The organism is Azospirillum sp. TSH58 (assembly GCF_003119115.1).
Lineage (GTDB): Bacteria > Pseudomonadota > Alphaproteobacteria > Azospirillales > Azospirillaceae > Azospirillum.
In genome coordinates this window covers 1,067,235-1,085,601 of the sequence record NZ_CP022364.1, presented here as the reverse complement: position 1 = coordinate 1,085,601, position 18,367 = coordinate 1,067,235, and the positions used below count along the sequence as shown (strand labels likewise).

At 69.8% G+C, this 18,367-nt stretch carries 19 protein-coding genes; 4 read left to right on the top strand and 15 right to left on the bottom strand.

Features of this window, described 5'->3' with window-relative positions; translation table 11 throughout:
• Positions 1–4: 4 nt before the first annotated feature.
• The gene (locus TSH58p_RS08655; protein WP_109070070.1) at positions 5–634 is read right to left on the bottom strand and encodes a TetR/AcrR family transcriptional regulator; all 630 of its coding nucleotides are present in this window, start codon (positions 632–634) and stop codon (positions 5–7) included.
• On the opposite strand from TSH58p_RS08655, the gene TSH58p_RS08650 reads away from it, so the two are divergent.
• From TSH58p_RS08650 to TSH58p_RS08640, 3 genes are all read left to right on the top strand, one after another.
• Complete coding sequence (locus tag TSH58p_RS08650; RefSeq protein ID WP_247874035.1) at positions 627–1,931, top strand: serine hydrolase; 1,305 nt, start codon at positions 627–629, stop codon at positions 1,929–1,931. The two genes, TSH58p_RS08655 and TSH58p_RS08650, sit on opposite strands and share 8 nt — an antisense overlap.
• A gap of 215 nt (positions 1,932–2,146) precedes the next feature.
• Complete coding sequence (locus TSH58p_RS08645) at positions 2,147–2,848, top strand: hypothetical protein (protein WP_109070072.1); 702 nt, start codon at positions 2,147–2,149, stop codon at positions 2,846–2,848.
• A 33-nt stretch (positions 2,849–2,881) separates the two neighbouring features.
• The gene (locus tag TSH58p_RS08640) at positions 2,882–4,738 is read left to right on the top strand and encodes a tetratricopeptide repeat protein (RefSeq protein ID WP_109070073.1); all 1,857 of its coding nucleotides are present in this window, start codon (positions 2,882–2,884) and stop codon (positions 4,736–4,738) included.
• Positions 4,739–4,796: 58 nt separating this feature from the next.
• Here TSH58p_RS08640 and TSH58p_RS08635 read toward each other — a convergent pair whose 3' ends face one another.
• The 11 genes from TSH58p_RS08635 to TSH58p_RS08585 all read right to left on the bottom strand — a co-directional run bounded on the left by TSH58p_RS08635 (position 4,797) and on the right by TSH58p_RS08585 (position 14,561).
• A complete protein-coding gene (locus TSH58p_RS08635) occupies positions 4,797–5,093 on the bottom strand; it encodes a hypothetical protein (protein WP_109070074.1) in 297 nt (98 codons plus the stop codon).
• A gap of 4 nt (positions 5,094–5,097) precedes the next feature.
• Complete coding sequence (locus TSH58p_RS08630) at positions 5,098–5,676, bottom strand: RNA polymerase sigma factor (RefSeq protein WP_247874036.1); 579 nt, start codon at positions 5,674–5,676, stop codon at positions 5,098–5,100.
• A 52-nt stretch (positions 5,677–5,728) separates the two neighbouring features.
• Positions 5,729–6,211: a flagellar export chaperone FliS gene (gene fliS / locus TSH58p_RS08625; RefSeq protein ID WP_109070076.1), complete on the bottom strand. Its 483-nt coding sequence runs from the start codon at positions 6,209–6,211 to the stop codon at positions 5,729–5,731.
• Between the two features lie 53 nt (positions 6,212–6,264).
• The gene (gene fliD / locus TSH58p_RS08620) at positions 6,265–7,962 is read right to left on the bottom strand and encodes a flagellar filament capping protein FliD (RefSeq protein ID WP_109070077.1); all 1,698 of its coding nucleotides are present in this window, start codon (positions 7,960–7,962) and stop codon (positions 6,265–6,267) included.
• A 122-nt stretch (positions 7,963–8,084) separates the two neighbouring features.
• Positions 8,085–8,909, bottom strand: coding sequence for a flagellin (locus TSH58p_RS08615; protein ID WP_109070078.1), 825 nt, complete (start codon positions 8,907–8,909; stop codon positions 8,085–8,087).
• A gap of 107 nt (positions 8,910–9,016) precedes the next feature.
• Complete coding sequence (locus tag TSH58p_RS08610) at positions 9,017–9,922, bottom strand: flagellin (protein ID WP_109070079.1); 906 nt, start codon at positions 9,920–9,922, stop codon at positions 9,017–9,019.
• A 10-nt stretch (positions 9,923–9,932) separates the two neighbouring features.
• On the bottom strand, positions 9,933–11,654 hold the full coding sequence (flgK, locus tag TSH58p_RS08605; protein WP_109070080.1) for a flagellar hook-associated protein FlgK: 1,722 nt from the start codon (positions 11,652–11,654) through the stop codon (positions 9,933–9,935).
• 22 nt (positions 11,655–11,676) lie between these two features.
• Complete coding sequence (locus TSH58p_RS08600; RefSeq protein ID WP_109070081.1) at positions 11,677–12,129, bottom strand: hypothetical protein; 453 nt, start codon at positions 12,127–12,129, stop codon at positions 11,677–11,679.
• 44 nt (positions 12,130–12,173) lie between these two features.
• The gene (locus tag TSH58p_RS08595; RefSeq protein ID WP_109070082.1) at positions 12,174–12,530 is read right to left on the bottom strand and encodes a hypothetical protein; all 357 of its coding nucleotides are present in this window, start codon (positions 12,528–12,530) and stop codon (positions 12,174–12,176) included.
• Positions 12,531–12,532: 2 nt separating this feature from the next.
• Complete coding sequence (flgE, locus tag TSH58p_RS08590; RefSeq protein ID WP_109070083.1) at positions 12,533–13,843, bottom strand: flagellar hook protein FlgE; 1,311 nt, start codon at positions 13,841–13,843, stop codon at positions 12,533–12,535.
• Positions 13,844–13,901: 58 nt separating this feature from the next.
• Positions 13,902–14,561: a flagellar hook assembly protein FlgD gene (locus tag TSH58p_RS08585; protein WP_109070084.1), complete on the bottom strand. Its 660-nt coding sequence runs from the start codon at positions 14,559–14,561 to the stop codon at positions 13,902–13,904.
• Positions 14,562–14,953: 392 nt separating this feature from the next.
• On the opposite strand from TSH58p_RS08585, the gene TSH58p_RS08580 reads away from it, so the two are divergent.
• Positions 14,954–15,711 (top strand): IS5-like element ISAzba5 family transposase gene (locus tag TSH58p_RS08580; protein ID WP_109469197.1). Its coding sequence is split into 2 segments (ribosomal slippage): positions 14,954–15,287 and positions 15,287–15,711, totalling 759 coding nucleotides; the frame shifts between segments, so codons are not numbered across the junction.
• Between the two features lie 89 nt (positions 15,712–15,800).
• On the opposite strand, the gene TSH58p_RS08575 is transcribed toward TSH58p_RS08580, so the two are convergent.
• The 3 genes from TSH58p_RS08575 to TSH58p_RS08565 all read right to left on the bottom strand — a co-directional run bounded on the left by TSH58p_RS08575 (position 15,801) and on the right by TSH58p_RS08565 (position 18,304).
• Positions 15,801–16,610: an NAD(P)-dependent oxidoreductase gene (locus tag TSH58p_RS08575; protein WP_109069098.1), complete on the bottom strand. Its 810-nt coding sequence runs from the start codon at positions 16,608–16,610 to the stop codon at positions 15,801–15,803.
• Positions 16,611–16,614: 4 nt separating this feature from the next.
• Positions 16,615–17,064, bottom strand: a complete 450-nt coding sequence (locus TSH58p_RS08570) for a MarR family winged helix-turn-helix transcriptional regulator (protein ID WP_109069099.1) — start codon at positions 17,062–17,064, stop codon at positions 16,615–16,617.
• A 214-nt stretch (positions 17,065–17,278) separates the two neighbouring features.
• Positions 17,279–18,304: an aldo/keto reductase gene (locus tag TSH58p_RS08565; RefSeq protein ID WP_109069100.1), complete on the bottom strand. Its 1,026-nt coding sequence runs from the start codon at positions 18,302–18,304 to the stop codon at positions 17,279–17,281.
• Positions 18,305–18,367 lie beyond the last annotated feature (63 nt).

The following is an 18,367-nucleotide window of genomic DNA, read 5'->3' as shown; positions in this document are numbered from 1 at the left end:
ACCGCTACGCGCGATGCCGCTCGATCTCGGCAATGGCGTGGTCGGCAAGTGACGACAGCGCCGTGGCGGACGCGCCGTCCTGCGCCTGCACGGACATGCCCTGGATCATCGCGCCGACGAAGCGCGCGAGGGAGTCGGCGTCGGTTTCCCGCTTCACCTGACCCTCCGAGATGCCGCGCGCGATGCGCGCCCGGATGAGGTGGAGCGTTGCGGTGCGCAAGCCGGCGACGTGACGGGCCACCGGCTGGTTTTCCGTCGCGCAGGTCAGCACGGCCGTCGAAACCATGCAGCCATGCGGGCGGTCCGGCTCGGTGAATTCCCGTGCCGATTCCCGGAGGACCCGCGTCAGAGCGACCACCGCATCCTCCTCTTCGAGGGCCGCCGCCATCGAGGCGCCGACGTTGGCCTGATACCAGTCCAGCGCCTCGCGGTAGAGGTCGGCCTTCGACGCGAACGCGGCGTAGAGGCTTTGCGGCGTGATGCCCATCGCCGCCGTCAGATCGGCGATGGAGGCGCCTTCATAGCCCAGCCGCCAGAAGGTTTCCGCGGCTTTGGCCAGCGCCTCGCCGCGGTCGAAGGCGCGCGGCCGGCCGCGCGGCCGCGGTGCGGGCGGATTATTTTTCACAATGGTCACTCTGGAAATATTCCCCTGCCTGCGTTATTCAGGAGTGATCGCTCCTTATATACGGGGTCCCACCGCCATGCGCATCCCCCTTGCCGCCGCTGCCCTCACCGTCGCCGCCTTCGCCGAGACGGCCTTCACCGAGCCGGCCGTCGCCGAATCAGCCATCGACCCCGTGATCGGGGCCCGCCTCGATCCGGTGATCGACCGGGCGCTGTCCGAAAAACGGATCGTCGGCGCGGTCGTCCTGGTCGCGAAGGACGGCACGATCGTCTATCACCGCGCCGCCGGTTACGCCGACCGGGAGGCCGGCGCCGAGATGCGCGAGGACGCGATCTTCCGGCTCGCCTCCATCACCAAGCCGTTCGTGACCGCGGCCGCCATGCGGCTGGTCGAGGACGGGCGGCTGGATCTCGACGCGCCGGTCACGCGCTGGCTTCCGGACTTCCGCCCGGCCCTGCCGGACGGTTCGACCCCGGACATCACCATCCACCAGCTTCTGACCCACACGTCGGGGCTCGGCTACACCTTCCTCGAACCGGCGGGCGGCCCTTATCACCGGCTGAACGTTTCGGACGGGCTCGACCAGCCGGGCCTTTCGCTGAAAGAGAACCTCGCCCGGCTGTCGGCCGCGCCGCTGACCTTCGCCCCCGGCACGGGCTGGCGCTATTCGCTCGGCATCGACGTGCTCGGCGGCGTTCTGGAGACCATCGAAGGGCGGAGCCTTTCCGACATCGTCCGCGACACGGTCACGGCGCCGCTCGGCATCAGCGACACCGGCTTCTCGGTGCGCGACGCCTCCCGGCTCACCAAGGCTTATGCGGACGGCGATCCGGAGCCTGTGGCGATGATGGACAGGTTGGCCGTTCCGCTGATGGGCTTTGCCGCGACCTTCGCGCCGTCGCGAATTCTCGACGCGAACTCCTATCAATCGGGCGGAGCGGGCATGGCCGGGACGGCTTCGGATGTTCTCCGGTTTCTCGAAGCGATCCGCACCGGCGGTTCGCCGATCCTCAAACCCGAGACGGTCCGGATGATGGTCCGGGATCAGGTCGGCGCGACCGCCCAAACCCAGGGGCCGGGTTGGGGCTTCGGCTATGGCTGGGCGGTGCTGGACGACCCGGCGCCGACGGGCACGCCGCAGGCCGCCGGCACCCTGCAATGGGGCGGCGCCTATGGCCATTCCTGGTTCATCGACCGCAGGAACGGCCTGTCGGTGGTTGCGCTGACGAACACCGCGTTCGAGGGCATGTCGGGGGCGTTTCCGACCGATGTCCGAAACGCCGTCTATGGACAGAACCGGCGTTGAGGGCGGGAAAACCCAAGAGGGTCGTCCCGCTGGCTTGACGGGCGGCGTCCGTCGTCCGGTCGGGCTCCGCAGGCAATGTCCGGGCCGGACCGCCTTTCCGCACGACCGAAAGTTTTCGTCATCCGCTGCAAAAATTGCTCCGGCACGGCGCAGGAGTCCCGCAGGGCGGCCCGTATCAACGGCGGGAACATTCTTGGGCAATCGGGGGCAGGGGCATGTCGGACGCGCTGGCCGGTGTCAACTCCATGGTGTCGGGTCTGACCGACTCCATCAACAACGCCATCTCCGCGCTCCAGGCGCAGAAGGAGCAGGAGGCCGCGGCGGCGGCGAATGTCCAGGAGTTCCAGAAGCAGGTCAACAAGTCCTCGTCCAACCTCCAGGGGCAGGCGACGGACATGGGCATCCTGGCGAAGAACGTGACCCGCCTGAACGTCGTCAGCAATCTGGCGGCCAACGACAAGGTGGACTTCTACAAGTTCCGCGTCACCAGCAAGGGCGAGGCGACGCTGGGACAGGTCGGCGACGACGGGCTGCGCGTCCAGCTGATGAGCAGGCTCGGCACCGTGATCGCCGACAGCAACCCTGACTCCGGCAAGGATTACGAGAAGTTCCAGAAGCTCCAGACCGGCGAGCTGACGCTGGACCGCGGCGACTATTCGATCCGCGTCACCCGCGAGAAGGGGGAGTCGGAAAAGGAGACCAAGAACTACGCCCTCCAGCTCCAGATGGGCGGCTATACCCAGGACTACGACACCGTCGCCAAGCAGCCGGACAAGAGTTCCAGCCCCTACCAGATGTCCACCGCCCAGCAGACGATGCTGAGCGGGCTGAACGACGCGATCACCAGCCTCTCCTCCATCTCCTATGGGCAGACCGGCACGGAAAAGCTGCTGGGCAGCTTCAACCTGTTCGTCTGACGGCGCGGCCGGTCCCACGAAGACGCAAGAACCATGACGGATGATCACGACAGCGCGCCGGCGACAGGCCGGCGCGGCGGGCACGGCTCGCCCTGGGAGGCGGTCCTTCACGACCCGACGCGGGTGGAGGGCGCCTTCCTGTTCGGGCTGGCGGCGGCGCGGCTGGGACGGGCGGAGGCGGCCATCCGCTGGTTCCGGCGCGCCGTCCGGCTGCAACCCAACTGGGCGGACGGCTGGGCGGCGCTGGCCGACGCGTGCCGCCGCGGCGGGCGGCGGAGGGAGGCCGCGTCGGCCTTCGCCACGCTGCTCGCCCTGTCCCCCGCCCACGGCGCGGCGCTGGTCAACCTCGCGGTGCTGGAACGGGCCGCCGGGCATCCGCGAACGGCGGCGCGCCAGCTCGTCCGCGCCCTGGCGCTCGACCCCGGACAGGCCGGAACCTGGAACAATCTGGGCAACGCGCTGCGGGACCTGGGCGCGACCGCCCGGGCCGCGGCGGCGTGGCGGACGGCGCTGGCGCTCGACCCGGGCCAAGCGGACGCGCTCGGCAATCTGGGCGGCGCGCTGCGCGACCGGGACCGCTTCGCCGAGGCGCGGGTTCTGCTGCGCCGGGCTCTGGCTCTGGCGCCGCAGCACGCGGCGCTTCACGGCGTTCTGGCCTACGCGTTGAGCGGCGAAGGCCGGCTGGAGGAAGCGGAGCGGGCCTGCCGCCGCGCGCTGGCGCTGACGCCGACGCTGGCCGACCCGCTGTGCACGCTCGGCCTGACGACCCAGCGGCGCGGCGGCGCCGATGCCCTGCGCTGGTTCGACCGGGCCGCTGTGGCGTCGCCGGGCCACCCTCTCGCCCGCTTCAACCGCGGTCTGGCGGAGCTGGAGGGCGGTGCGCTCGCCGAAGGTTGGACCAACTACGCCTGCCGCTTCGCCGCCGGCCGCGCGGGGCGGGAGCGGCGCTTCGCCATCCCCGAATGGCGGGGGGAGCCGCTGGCCGGCAAACGGCTGTTCATCTGGCGCGAGCAGGGGGTGGGGGACGAGTTCCTGTTCGCCTCCTGCTACGCCGACGCCATCCGGCAGGCCGGGGGGGTGGTGATCGAGTGCGAGCCGCGCCTGCTGCCGCTGTTCGCCCGATCCTTTCCCAAGGCCATCGTCCGGGCCGAGCAGCCGCTGCGCGGACGGGCGCTGGTGGAGACGGTGGACTGCGACCTGCACATCCCCGCGGGCTCGCTGCCGCGTTGCCTGCGCGGTCGGCTGGCGGACTTCCCGCCGCGGTCATCCTGGCTGTTTCCCGACCCGGCGCGGGTGCTGGAGCGGCGGCGGCAACTGGACGGCATCGGAGGGCATCTGCGGGTGGGCATCGCGTGGCGCAGCCAGCTGATGACCATGGAGCGGCAATGGGCCTATCTGCCGCTGGACGAATGGGGGCCGGTCCTGGGCGTGCCGGGGGTGACCTTCGTGAACCTCCAGTACGACGACTGCGAGGCCGAGATCCTGCGGGCGGAGGCGCGCTTCGGCGTTCCCATCTACGAGCTGGAGCGGCTCGACCTGAAGAACGATTTCGAGGGAACGGCGGCGCTCACCGCCAACCTGGATCTGGTCATCGCGCCGGCCAATTCGGTGGCGGAGCTGGCCGGCGCCCTCGGTGTGCCGGTCTGGCGCTTCGGCGCGCGGGACTGGACCCATCTCGGCAGCGGCGTGCGTCCCTGGTACCCGTCCATGCGGGTCTTCCATCCCCGCGCGGGCGAGCCGCTGTCCGCGGCGCTGGGGCGCATCGCGGCGGAGCTTCGCCGCGCCGCCGTCCTGGCGCGCCGGGCGGGTGCGGAGGCGCCGGGGCCGCGCCTTCCCGCCCGTCCGGCCCGTCGCGACCACACCCAGGCCCCCTCGCCGCGGCGGCATTGAGCCGACGCGGCCGGATGACGCCGTCGCCGCGCATCCTCGCTTTTTGAAGAAGAAGGGATCAGACCGGACGGGTCGCGCCGGGGAAGGGGACGGCGTCGGGCGTCAGGGCGTCGGAGGACGCCGTCCTGGCGCCGAAAGCGCGTTCGAAGATGCGGTCGGCCAGATCGGCGGGGGGCGTGGCGTCGCCGTCGGTTTCCGCCAGGGCGAGTTCGACGGCCACCAGCTCGTCCAGCATGGCCTGGGCCGCGACGGACTGGGCGAGGAGGCGGCGCGCTTCCCGCAGCGTCGCGCGGGGCCAGCGTTCCAGATCGCCGCCGTGGCGGTCCAGCAGCTCGCGAAACTCGTCTTCGGTCATCGCGTCATCCGTCTTCGAACGAATCCCTGGCGGCCTGCGCGCTGGCGCGCAACAGCGTGCGAAGCTGCTGGCGGGCGCGTTTCAGCAGCGATTCTACAGCAGTCACGCTGATTTGCATAATGGTTGCGACCTCGGCGTTGCTCAAGCCCTCGTTGTAATAAAGGGCGAGGGCGGCGCGCTGCTGCGGCGGCAGACGGTCCTGGGCGTCGCGCAGGCGGGCGGCCACCTGCCGGCGCTGGATGTGGGTGACGGCGTCGGGGGCGTGGTCCGGCGGCTCGGGCACGGAGTCCAGATCCTCCCCCGCCGGGCGGCGCCTGTGGTCGATGCAGCGGTTCACCACCACCCGGTAGAGCCACGTGGTGAACTTGGCCCCCTCGTCGGTCCAGTGGTCGCGCCGCTGCCAGACCTGGAGGAAGGCGTCCTGGGCGATGTCCTCCGCCTCGGCGTCGCTGCCGCACATGCGGCGCGCGAGCGCGTAGGCGCGCTTCAGGTGGCGGTGGACGAGCGCGCGGTAGGCCGCCTGATCCCCGGCACGGATGCGCGCCATCAGGACCTCGTCGGTCTCCGCCGCCAAGCCGGTCATGCCCCTGCCGGACACGGAATTGGAATGGGTGCCGGACGGGCGTGGGCCGTCCTCAGCCAAACAGGCCGCCGCGCGCATGATCCATGGATCTCCCGATCACGGATGCGTGCGACCCTTTGGCCGAAGCACCGGTTGAACTGGGGACCACGCCGCGTTCTGCGGCGATGGTCTGCCACGCCTTCGTCATGAAGGACAACTGGCGGATGATGGCCTCGGTCGCGGCCACGGGGTCCCGGCGCGCAGCGGCCAGACCGGCCTGCCGGACCAGGGACCGGTAGAAGCGCCGCAGCGTCGCCGCGACATCCCCACCTTTATCCAATTTCAGAATGGAATCAAGCCCCAAGAGGATGGTGATGGCGCGGTCCATGGCCTGGAAATGGGCGTCGAAACGGCCGTCCCGCGCGGCGTCGCGCGCCTGGTGCAGATGCGCCGTCGCCGTCTCGTACAGGCGGACGACGGCAACCACGGGCGGCAGTGCCGCGCTGTTGGCGGAGGCGTAGGCGGACAGGGCCTTGGTCAGGGTCGGGTTGCGCATGGCACGGCTTCTCCGGATGGGGATGCGGGGACGTTGGCGGGCGCGCGGCGCCGTCAATCGTCGCTGCTTTCCTTGTATTTCAGCTGCTGGAGCAGCAGGTTCGCGGCCTCCGCCTTGGCCTCCAGCCGGGCGTAGTAGGCGGTCAGGCGGGTGCGGTGGTCCTCGGCCTTGGTCTTGATGTCGTCGGACCGCCGGGTCATCTCGGTGTTGTCGGCGTCGAGCTGCGAGACGATGCGGGCGATGTCGCCGCTGTCCTTCGCCGCGATGCCGTTCAGCGTGGTGTAGAGCCGGTCGGCCAGCCCTTGCGAGAAGCTGACGTCCACCGATCCGGTCTGGCCGGTGTAGACCAGCACCAGCCCGGCGAAGGCGGTGCCGTCGTTGCCGATGATGCGGTTGCCGCTGACCCGGAACAGCGCGTTGTCGCCGTCCACCGACGCGCCGGACAGGGTTCCGTCCTCGGCCACCGTGATGTCCAGCGTGAAGTCCGTGCGGCCGAGGCTGCGGTCGTAGCGCAGCAGCTTCAGGTCGGCGGAGGAGCTGGTCATCTCCAGCCCCAGCAGCTTGCGCACCGCGTCGATGTCGCCGGTCAGGGCGGCGTTGAGCGCCGTCTCGTCCACCGTCAGCGTGTTGTCGCTGGCGAAGGTGATGCCCAGGCTGGCCAGCGACAGGGTGCCGCCGTCGTCCGTTGTCACCTTCGCGTTCAGGGCGTCGTAGACCGTCTTGGTGACCTGCCGCAGCAGGCTGTCCGCGAACAGGGTGGCATCGCTGCTGGCGGTGCCGCTGCTGCTGACGGTCTGATGGCTCTGGGCGAAGACGCGAAAGGCGTTGTAGGCGTCCACGAAGCCGGTGATCGCGCTCTTGATCGACGCGAGGTCGGTGCCGATCTCCACCCCGATCGTCTGGCCGGGCAGGGCGGCGTACAGGTCGAAGGTCAGCCCGTCGACGGCGTCGGCGATGGTGTTGCTGCTGCGCTCCACCCGCACCCCGTCCACGGTGACGACGGCGTTCTTCGCGGCCACCAGCTCGTTGGCGTAGTTGCCATCCGCGTCGGTCAGGCCGAGGCCGGTCAAAAGGCCACCGCCGCCGTCGTCAAGGGTGATCGCCTTGCCGGTGTCGTTGGCGGTGAGGATCAGCTGGTACTGGCTGTCCGTGACCTTCACGATGCTGGCGGTCACGCCGCTGGTGGATTTTTGCGCGTTGACGGCGTCGCGGATGTCGGTCAGGGAATCCCCGGCCTCCACGTCGATGGACGCGGCGGAGCCGCCCGCGACGCCCAGCGTGAGGGTGCCGGACTGGCCGAGCGCGGTGCTCTGGCTCGACGTGGTCGCCGCGCCGATCTTGTGGCGGGTGGCGAGCTGCTCCACCACGATGGAATAGGTGCCGGTCTCCGCCCCGTCCGCCGCCGTCACCGACAGCACGTCGCCCGCCGAGGTGGAGCCGCCGCCCGACAGATAGGCGGTCCGCCCCTCGAACAGGTTGCTGCCGCCGCCGATCGAGACGCTGCGGTTGCGCAGCCCGTCCAGCGACGTGTTCACCGCCAGCAGCAGAGACTGCATGTCCTCGTAGGCGGCGATCCTGGCCTCGTTGGCGGTGATCGTGGTGTCGATGCGGTCGGCGCGGGACAGGCGCTTCTGCACCGACGCCTCGACCAACGCCGAATAGTCGATGCCCGTGCCCGACCCGCTGGCGATCAGCGACGAGCTGCCGGTGGAGGCGGCGGTCGAGGATGAGGTTGAGGACACCGTCGTCATGGGCGTTGATCCGGCAGGGGAAGGGGCGGGTGAGGGGGGTGTGCGTGACGGTGCGTTCGGCGCCAGCCCGCCCCCCTCGCCCTGACCCTCTCCTTGGCGAAGGGAGAGGGGTGGCGGGGGCCTTACCGCAGCAGCTGAAGCAGGTTCTGCGGCATCTCGTTGGCCTGGGACAGCACGGCGATGGCCGCCTGGGTCAGCACCTTGGTCGAGGCCAGCTCCGCCTGCTCCGCGGCGACGTCCACGTCCATGATCGCCGACTGCGCCGCCTCGGTGTTCTCGATGGAGGTGTCCAGCACCTGGCCGCGGAACTCGAAGCGGGAGATCAGGGCGCCCACGTCGGCCCGCGCGCTCGACAGCGTTTCCACCGCCGTGTCCAGCGCGGTCAGCGCGGCGCTCGCCGTGGCGGAGGTGCCGACGTCCAGCGTGCCGATGGACAGCCCGGTCGAGTTCACGTTGGCGATGGTGACGGTGATCTTGTCCGTGCTTTCGGTGCCCACGCGGAAATCCACGCCGGTGGCCCAGGCGCCGTTGCCGTCCAGCAGCGGGTCGTCGTTGAAGCGGGTGCCGGACGTGATGCCGTCGATTTCCTCGATGAGCTGCTGGAACTCGGCGTCCAGATAGCCGCGCTCGGTGTCGGTGACGGCGCCGGACAGCGACTGGGTGGCCAGCGAGCGCATGCGCTGCACGATGTCGGACACGCGGGACATGCCGCCGTCCGCCGCCTGGAGGATCGAGGAGCCGTGCGAGGCGTTGGTCGCCGCCTGCTTCAGCACCGTGATGTCGGAGGTCAGCGAGGTGCCGACGGCCAGGCCCGCCGCGTCGTCCGACGCCTTGGTAATGCGCGAGCCGCTGGCGATCTTGGAGACCGAACTCGCCTGGTTCTCGGAGTTGATGTTCAGGTAGCGCAGCGCGGAGTTCGCCGCCGTGTTGGTGGAGATGACGGGCATGATGTGCCTCCTGGTCGGAGCCGGATCGGATGGTGGGGGCCGCCTGTGCATCAGCCCTCATTGCGTCTCACGGCCGGCGCGGCGAAAGCTGGCGCGGAATCTTCGGCTCAGAGGAAATCGCTGAGGTTGGTCTGCTGGAGGATCTTCATCAGGCTCAAGGTCGATTCCAGGTTGGCCTGGAGCTGCGACAGGCGCGTGGTCGCCTCGGCGAGGTCGATGTTGCGGATGTCCTCGACGTGGGTCTGGAGGACGAGCTGCTGCTCCAGGTGGCGGTCGATGGTCCGTTCCAGCGTGGCGGAGGCGGAGCCGAGCGTCGTCTGCACCACGGTCAGCCCGTCCGCCGCCGCGTCGGCGAGGTCGGACGCCTCGTCCACCAGGGCGGTGTCCACCGGGTCGGTCGGCATGTTGGCGATCAGGCTGATGGAGCGCAGCGCCTTCTCGATGGACGGGTCGTCGGCGGTGACGCCGTATTGGATTATGAGGTCGTCGGCGGCCTGGAAGTAGGAGACGCTCCCGTCGCCCTTGTAGTAGCCGGTGTCGGCGGCGGAGGGGCTGGTCGCCGCCGGCAGGCCGTCCAGCGACACCGCCGCGCGGTCGGTGCGCCCCCCGGCGAACAGGTAGCGGCCCTCCTGCTGGGTGTTCAGCAGCCCGGCGAACTCCGTCATCAGGGCCTGCGCCTCGCTCCTGATGCCCTCCGCCGAACCGCCGCCGGCCCCCTGGAGGCTGGCGACCAGACCGCGCACCCGGTTGGCGAGGTCGATCATCCCGCCCACGGCGTCGTGCATGGTCTGGATGCGCCCGTTGACCACCTCCCCCTCGTCGACATAGCGCTCGGAGCGGCGGTAGTGGCTCTCCAGGTTGACGAGGCGCCCGCTGTCGCCGGCGATGCCCTTGTAATCGAGAGATTTCTCGCCGGTCGATGCCTGCACCTGGGCGGCAGCCACCCGCGATTCCGCCGTCAGCATGAAGCGGACGAGCTGGTTCTGGTGGTTGAAGGTCGCGATCCGTTCCATGCCGGCCCCCCTATCGGACCATGTTCAGCGCCGTGTCGAACATCTCCTGCACCGCCTTCATGACCGCGGCGGCGGCCTGATAGGCGGATTGCAGGTTGCTGATCGCGGCGGTTTCCTCGTTGACGTTCACGCCGCTCTGGGAGGCCATCGTGGACTCCAGCCCGCTGGCGTAGGACTCCTGGTCCTCGTGGGCGGTGGCGGCGCGGGCGGCGGCGGTGGCGGCCCCCTGGATGATGGCGCCGGCATATTGGGAGAAGGTCCCCGTCCGGCCGGACAGACCGCCCGCCGTGTCGAAGGACTGCGCTCCGGAGAAGGCCGTCTTCAACGCCTGCGCCACCGAGCCCTCCCCCGCGGCCAGCGCCGACCCTCCGACGGCGAGCGTCGCGGCGGTGGAGAGAGCGCCGGTCGCCAGACGCCCGCTGTCCTGCGCGATCGCGTCGCTCACCCTGAGGTCGGCGGCGCCGGTGCCGGTCAGCAGGTCGTTCAGCCCGAAGCGGGCGGAGAAGCCCTGGCCGTCGGCCCCCGCCGTGCCGTCGCCGCCCAGCGCCACGCCGTTCGCGGAATCGTCGGCCTGGATGACCAGCCGCCCCTGGGCGTCGATGTGGGCGGAGAGCGAGTCCATCGCGTCGATGGCGTCCACCGCGTCCTGCACGGTGGCGTAGGCGGAGAGGTCGAGGTCCAGCACCTCCACCGCCGTTCCGTCCGCCGACGCGACGGCAACGCGCAGCGTGCCGCCGCCGTTCAGCGCGTCCGTTCCGGCGACCGTGGCCGTGCCGGTCAGCGCGTTGGGCGGAGGGAAGGCGGTGCCCTGGTTGTGGAGGGCGTTCAGCGTGTCCTTCAGCGTCAGCGCCAGCTCGTCCAGCCGGGCCTGCTGCGCCGGCAGGTCGGTGTCGCGGACCTGGATCAGCCCGCCCAGCGTGCCCGAGGCAACGGAGCCGGTGACGTCCTTCCCGTCGATGGTGATCGGGCCGAAGCCCGTCCCGGCGCCGACCGTGGTGGCGGGCGTGTAGGACAGCCGGTGCACCGCGGAGTCCAGAAGCGACGTGCCGGAGGATGTGGAGATCCGGACCATGCCGTTGGCGTCGGTCTGGTAGCGGATGTCGATGTCCCCGGCGAGGCTCTTCAGGGCGGTGTTGCGCTGGTCCTCCAGGTCGCCGGTGTCCTGGCCGAGCGCCTTGCCGGTCTGGATGCGGTCGTTGAGGTCCTTCAGCGTGTCCAGCGTGCCGTTGATGCGGGTCACCGTGTCGGCGATGGCGCGGTCGGCCTCGCCGCGCAGCTCCTGCACGGCCTTGGAGGTGGAGCGCAGCGTCTCCGCCACCGCGGTCAGGTCGTCCACCGCCGCCGCCTTGGCGCTGCCGCTCTCCGGGGAGGTCGCCAGGGTGGCCAGCGTCTCGCCCAGCGTGTCGATGACCGAGCCCAGCGACGATGCGGAGGTGGTGGCCCCCAGCCGCTCCTGGAAGCGGTCCAGATAGTCGCCGACCGTCCGGCTGAGGCCCAGCCCGGACTGCGCCGACACCAGCGACTTCAGCAGGTAGCGGTCGACCGTGCCGCCGATGCCGGCGACGTCCACCCCGGTGAAGCCGACGGCGGTGTCGCTGGTGGTCGCCTTGGCGGTCTTGCGGGTGTAGCCCTCCGTGCCCGCGTTGGCGACGTTGGCCGAGGCGACCGCCATGCCCACCTCGTTGGTGCGCAGCGCGGAGGTGGCGATGCTGCCGGCGACGCGCAGGGACATGACGGTTCTCCTGTGCGGCGGGTCAGGCGGTGACGGCGACGGTGCGTCCCGCGCCCGCCATCCGCCCGAGCGCCGCGTAGGAGCGCCCCGGAGCGGCGATGGCCGCCGCGGCGCGCAGCGCCTCGCCGATGGCCGCCTGCCGGGCCTGCCGGGCCTTCGCCTGCACCTCCAGCGCGCGCACCGACCGCCCGAGCGGAGCGAGCGCGCCGTCCAGCGCCTTGCGCACGGCCAGCCGGGTTTCCAACGGCACGCGCTTGCTCTGCGCCGCGGCCAGCGCGTCGCGCAGCGTCCCGGCTTGGGCGTGCAGGAGCATCTGCATGGCGCCGGCCGCGCGCAGGGCGTCCACCGCGCGCCCCTCCCGCGCGGCGGTGGCGGCGCGCTCCGCGTGCCGTTCCAACTCCGCGACGAAGCGGGCGATGACCGCCACCGGGTCGGGGCGGGAAGCGGCGGTCGGGATATGCGGGGTGGGGAGCATGGGGCGTCTCCTTGATGTGTTCCCTCTCCCCTCCGGGGAGAGGGTTAGGGTGAGGGGGTTGCGCGTGTGCCGGACAAAGCGCCATGCGCACCCCCCTCACCGGCCCTCCGGGCCACCCTCTCCCCAGAGGGGAGAGGGTTAGGAAGGGCGCCGGTGCGGCGGTAGGCGGTGGCGGCGCGCTGGGCGCGGCCGGTCTGGCGGATCGCCGCCTGCACCGCGGCCCGCGCCGCGGCGATGCGCGCCCGCAGGCCCAGCAGGTCGTCGATCAGCGCGAGGCGCTCCGCCGGTCCCGGAGCCGGCTGGGACCGGAAGCGGTCCACCCGCCGGGCGAGGCGGCGCAGATCGGCGTCCAGGACGGCCTCGCCGTCGAGAAGCGGTTGCAGCGGGTGCATGGCCGTCACCGTCAGCGCTTCATGGCGATCAGCGTGTCCATCATGTCCTGCGAGGTCGTGATGACCTTGGAGGCGGCGGAATAGGCCTGCTGGGCGACGATCATGCGGCTGAACTCGTCGGTCAGCTCGACCGTGGAGCTTTCCAGCGCCCCCGCCGTCACCGTTCCGGCCTTGGCGTCGCCCGCCGTGCGGAGCTGGTACTGCCCGGCCGCCGCCGTCTGGGTGAAGGTGGTGCCGGTGACGCTTTCCAACCCGTCGGCGTTGGCAAAGGTGGCGATGGGGATCTGGTAGATCGCCCGCGTCTCGCCGTTGTCGAAGACGGCGCGGACGATGCCGTCCTTGCCGATGGTCGTCCCGGTCAGGGAGCCGGGCTTGTAGCCGTTCTGCGTCGTGGTCTCGACGCTGACCGAGGGCGTGCTGTCGCCCGATGCGTGCTGGGTCAGCCCGTTGTTGCTGTTGGCGGTGCCGAGGTTCAGCGCGACCGCGCTGCCGCCGGCCCCGGTGGTCCATCCGTCGACCGTGAAGGAGAGGGCGGACAGGTCGGCGGCGGTCGTCGTGCCGTCCGCGGCCACCGTGGCGGCGGAGGCCAGCGTGCCGTCCGTGTTGAAGGAGAGCTGGATGGGAAAACCGGCGATGGTCCCGGTGGTCCGGGTGGCGTCGGAGGACAGCACGGGGTCGGAGGCGTCCAGATTCCACGTGTTCTCGCCGGTCTTGGTCCAGCTGAGCGTGACGGAGTGGCTGACGCCCAGGCTGTCGAACATCTCCATGTCGGTGGTGAAGCTGTCGCCGGCTTCCGCGTCCGAGGGCAGGTTGGCGTCGATGCCCATGGTCGAGGTCGCCTTGGGCGTGCCCTTGATGTTGGCGACGTTGACCGGGACGAGGCTGTCCACCGACCCCTTGTTGCCGGCGGCGACGGTGCCGTTGGCGTTCAGCGCCCAGCCGTAGAGGTAGTAGCCCTCGCTGTTCGACAGGTAGCCCTGGGCGTCGGTGGAGAAGGAGCCGTTGCGGGTGAAGGCGACGGTGCCGTCCGCCGTCTCCTCCGACACCACGAAGAAGCCCTCGCCGTTGATCGCCATGTTGGTGGAGACCGCCGACGACTGGATTTCGCCCTGCCCGCTGATGTTGCGGTAGGTGCTGGCCAGCACGCCGCCGGTCTGCTCGTCGATGGACGAGGTCTTGTTGATGTAGGAGTTAAAGTTCGTCCCGGTGCTCTTGAAGCCGGTCGTGCTGGAATTGGCGATGTTGCTGGAGATGGAGGCGAGCGCCTTGCTTTGCGCCATCAAGCCGGACGTGGCGCTGTACATCGCGCTGGTGATGCTCATCGTCGCACCTGTCGCAAGGAAGGGGATGGGCCCGGGGAGGAGGCCGGGAGGGGGCGGCTCAGCTCAGCGACAGCACGTCGTCGGCGGACACGCTCACGCCGCCGATGCCCAGCGCCGCCGTGCTGCCCGACGTGTCCACGGAGGTGACCGTGCCCTTGATGCGCGTCTCGGTGGCGACGGCGGCCTTGCTGGAGTCCACCGCCGTGACGGTCAGGCTGTAATTGCCCGAGGTGTGGAGCGCGCCGTCGCGCCCGGTGCCGTCCCAGCTGAAGGAATGGCTGCCCTGGCCGGTGGCGCCGCTGTCCTGGTAGACGATGGACCCGTCCTCGTCGCGCACCGTCAGGGTGACCGACGCGGCCTCGCTGTTCAGCGAGTATTCCCAGTTGGCCGCGCCGTTCTGGAGGGCGGTCGTGTCGCCTTCCGCCGTCACCGTGCGCCCGAGATAGCCCAGCGCCGAACTGCCGGTTCCCAGCGCCTGCACCGCGGAGGTCAGCTCGTCCAGCTTGTCGCTCATCGACATCTGCTGCTCCAGCGAGGAGAGCTGCACGAGCTGGCTGGTGTATTGGGCGGTGTCCACCGGGTTGGTCGGGTCCTGCACCTCAAGCTGCTTCAGCAGCAGCGTCAGAAAGGACTGGTAGCTGCCGGCCAGCGAGGCCGAGGAGCTTTTGGCGGACGTGGTGGTCGTGACGGTCGAGGAGCTGAGCGAGTCAACCTGCATGGCGGCCTCCAGGATGCAGCCTCCCCGTCGCGGGAATCGGGGGGATTCCGCGTCCGTTTCGGCGTGATGGTCCGGCGTGTGGTCCGGGAGGGGGCGCCGCAGGGCGGAGCGTTGTCCCGTTCTGTGGCTATCCACGGAGGGGACTGGAAAAGCTGGCGGACTTTTTTCAGAGTGCGTGAAAAGCGGTGGCGGAGGCCGCGCGTGGACACCGGATGCCCAGCCTGTGGCGGTCCTGCGATGCCGGCCGGCTCCCGGCCGCCGCCGGTGATGCGGGTGTCGTCGATGGCGCCGTGCGCCGGCGCCGCCAAGGGGCAGCGCTAGGGTCCGGACCCATAAAGAGCCTTTCCCGAAGGGAATCGTTGTGATTCAAAGCCCTGGAAAGGGGCTTTGTTATGAACGACGGTCAGTTCTGGTTGACGGTGGAGCAGTTCGGACGGCTTGAGCCACACCTTCCGCGCGATACCCGAGGCAAGCCGCGCGTGGATGACCGACGTGTGATCAGCGGGATCGTCCATGTGCTGAAGTCGGGTGGGCGCTGGGCGGACGCACCGCCGGTCTACGGTCCGCGCAAGACGCTCTACAACCGCTTCGTCCGCTGGGCGGCCAAAGGCGTGTGGGAGGACATCTTCCATGCGTTGGCAGCGGCAGGTGGCCCACCAGCCCAGGTGATGATCGACTCCACGGCGGTCCGCGCCCATCGTTCAGCGAGTGGCGGGAAAGGGGGGAGCGCGCCCAGGCCATTGGACGGTCCCGAGGTGGGAGAACCACCAAAATCCACGCCCTGAGCGATCCGCGCGGTCGGCCGCTCGCCTTCCTGTTGACCGGCGGTCAGGTGGCTGACTGCACCGCCGCCGACCGTCTGCTCGACCGGATGCCCGCCACCAATCTCCTGCACGGCGACAAGGGATACGACAGTGCCGCTGTTCGCCGGAAGATCGAAGAGGCGGGAGCCGCGCCCAACATCCCGCCACGCGCCAACAAGCGCTGGAAAAACTGCTTCTCTCCCTACCTTTATCGGAACCGTAACGTCATCGAGCGCATGTTCGGACGCCTCAAGGATTTCCGGCGCATCGCCACCCGATACGACCGCTCCGCCACCAACTTCATGGCCGCCGTCCACATCGTGGCAACCGTCGCCTACTGGTTATGAGTCCGGACCCTAGCGTTCGGCGCCGTGAGCCGCAGCGGGTTTGCCGGAGGCCATTCGGGTGGAGTCACGCCGCCACCCGGCGACGCGTGTCACATCAGCCCGTCTTGCCGCGCCTGATGAACGGTCCTCACCGTGGGCCGGAAGCCAAGAGTGCGGGCCAGCGAACCGTCGACGTGAAGATGCCATGGATTCGGGAGAGGCTCGGCAGTCGCCTCCATTCTCGTGTTCACCAAACCGGCAAGCTCGAAGATGGACAACGGGGCGTCGTCGGCGACATTCACGACGCGCGCGTCGAACGCTCCCGCCAGAGCGAGCGCCATGGCGGTGGCAACGTCGCGGTGGTGGATCGTGCTCATTCGCTGCGCCGGATGCCAGTTGCCGACGTGTTTGGTAAGCGACTCAAGGTGTCCGTCGCCATCGCCATACACGAACGGGAACCGGATGATGGACCAGTTCAAGCCGCTTTTGCGCAGCTCTGTTTCCGCGGCCACTTTGCTTGCAGGATAGGCGTGTTTCGGGGCGACCGGATCCTCCTCGCGTCCGGGATGGGGGGTGTCGATGTTGTAGACGTTGCTGGTGCTCGCCATGATGAAGCGGGCATCCGGGGCGTTCGCTTTCACCGCAGCGATCAGATTGCGGGTCCCATCGAGATTGCTCCTCCAGATGAGGTCGGCATCCTGGGTACGAAAGACCGCGGCCAGATGCACGATCGCCGAAACGCCCCGGACGGCGTCCGCAAGGGTCGGCGGGTCGAGCATGTCGCCGGTCACCGCCGCTGCTCCGCGGGGACAGGCTTTTCCGGCCCGCAGCAGCGCGCGGCAGGCAATGCCGGCGTCCACCAGCCGCGGGACCAGCCGCTCGCCGACAAGGCCGGTCGCTCCGGTCACCAGCACGGTCATTGGCTCATTCCTTTCGCAACAGGTTCTGCAGCCGCTCGGTGGCCAGTTGCAGGATACGGACGGTCGTGGCCAGATCGGCCTCGTCGATGCCGCCGAACGCCGCGTCGTGAATGAAGGAAAGATCGGGAAGTTCGCGCCACAGGGCCTCGCCCGCGGCGGTCAGCGTCAAAAGACGCTGACGCTGGTCCTCTCCGCTTGAGGTCTGCTCGACCAGATTCTTGCGCACGAGCGTGGTGACGATCCCGCTGAGCGTCGCCCGCTCCAGTTCAAGCGCTCGTCCAAGGTCGCGTTGAACGGTCGGCCCGAAGCTGGCCAGATGCCAGAGAACATACCACTGCGTCGAACCCAGATCGTAAGGCCGCAGGGTCGCGTCCATAAGGGCGCGGCCAGCGAAGTAGCATCGCTTCGCCCACCCTCCCACGGCCGGATGCCCGGCGTCGCTCCGCTTCGGCATGAAGCCGGCACTCCCCGCAATTCGTTCGCTACCATGCGATATTTGCAAGGTAGCGAACGAATTGTCAAGTGGTGGCGCCCCGCATCGGTCGCGCCCCGTCCGCGTCTTTCGGAATGTCGATGAAGGCGCGAAGCGGCGTCGGCGCGTGCTGACCGCGCAACGCCTTCCGCTGTTCCGTCCCTTTCGGGAGTGGGGAACGATTCTCCGGCGTGGCCTACGGTGCCGGCGGCGAGGTGGTTCGCGCGGGGCGGCCCTCGATGGGGTAGGCGGGGTCGTTGTAGCCTGGAGACGAGGGATGCCCGGTCGTTACCAGCCGGTCGATCAACGCCTCGTCCTCGGCGGTGAAGGCGTAGTCCAGCGCGCCGAGGTAAGCGCGCCATTGCTCCTCCGTGCGCGGCCCGGCGATCGGGGCGGTCACGAGGCGGTTGTTGAGCACCCAGGCGACGGCGAACTGCCCCGGCGTGATCCCGCGCGATTCGGCATGGCGCTTGATCTCCTGGGCGATTTCCAGGCTTTCCGGGCGCCATTCCGTGTTCATCATCCGCTTGTCCTTGCGGCCGGCGCGGGTGTCGGCGGATGGTTCATCCCCGGGGCGATACTTGCCGGTGAGCACGCCGCGGGCGAGCGGGCTGTAGGGGACCACGCCCAAGCCGTAATGGCCGCAGGCGGGCAGGATCTCGACCTCCGGCATGCGGTTGAGCGCGTTGTAGTAGGGCTGGCAGGCCACCGGCCGGTCAATGCCCAGACGGTCGCACAGGCGGCAGATCTCGGCGATCCGCCAGGACCGGAAGTTCGACACGCCGAACGCGCGGATCTTGCCGCTGCGGATCAGATCGCCCAGCGCGGCGACGGTCTCCTCCAGCGGGGTGTCGGGGTCCTCGCGGTGCAGGTAGTAGAGGTCGATCCAATCCGTGCCCAGGCGCCGGAGGCTCGCGTCGCACGCCACGTTCAGCCGGCGCCGCGAGAGGCCCCGCTGGTTCGGTCCCGGTCCGGTGGGATTGCCCAGCTTGGTCGCCACCACCCAGCGCTCGCGGTCGCTCCTCACGGCGCGGCCGACGATTTCCTCCGAGCGGCCTTCGTTGTAGACGTCGGCGGTGTCGATGAAGTTGATGCCGGCCTCCGCGGCCTCCGCGATGATGCGCACAGCCGTCGGCTCGTCGGTGGGGCCGCCGAACATCATGGCGCCAAGGCACAGCGGCGACACCTTCACGCCGCTGCGGCCGAGCTTGCGGTAATCCATCCTTGCCACCCTCCCGTTGTGCTGTCCTGGCCGGACCTGCCCGTCATACTGGCTGTGGGGGAC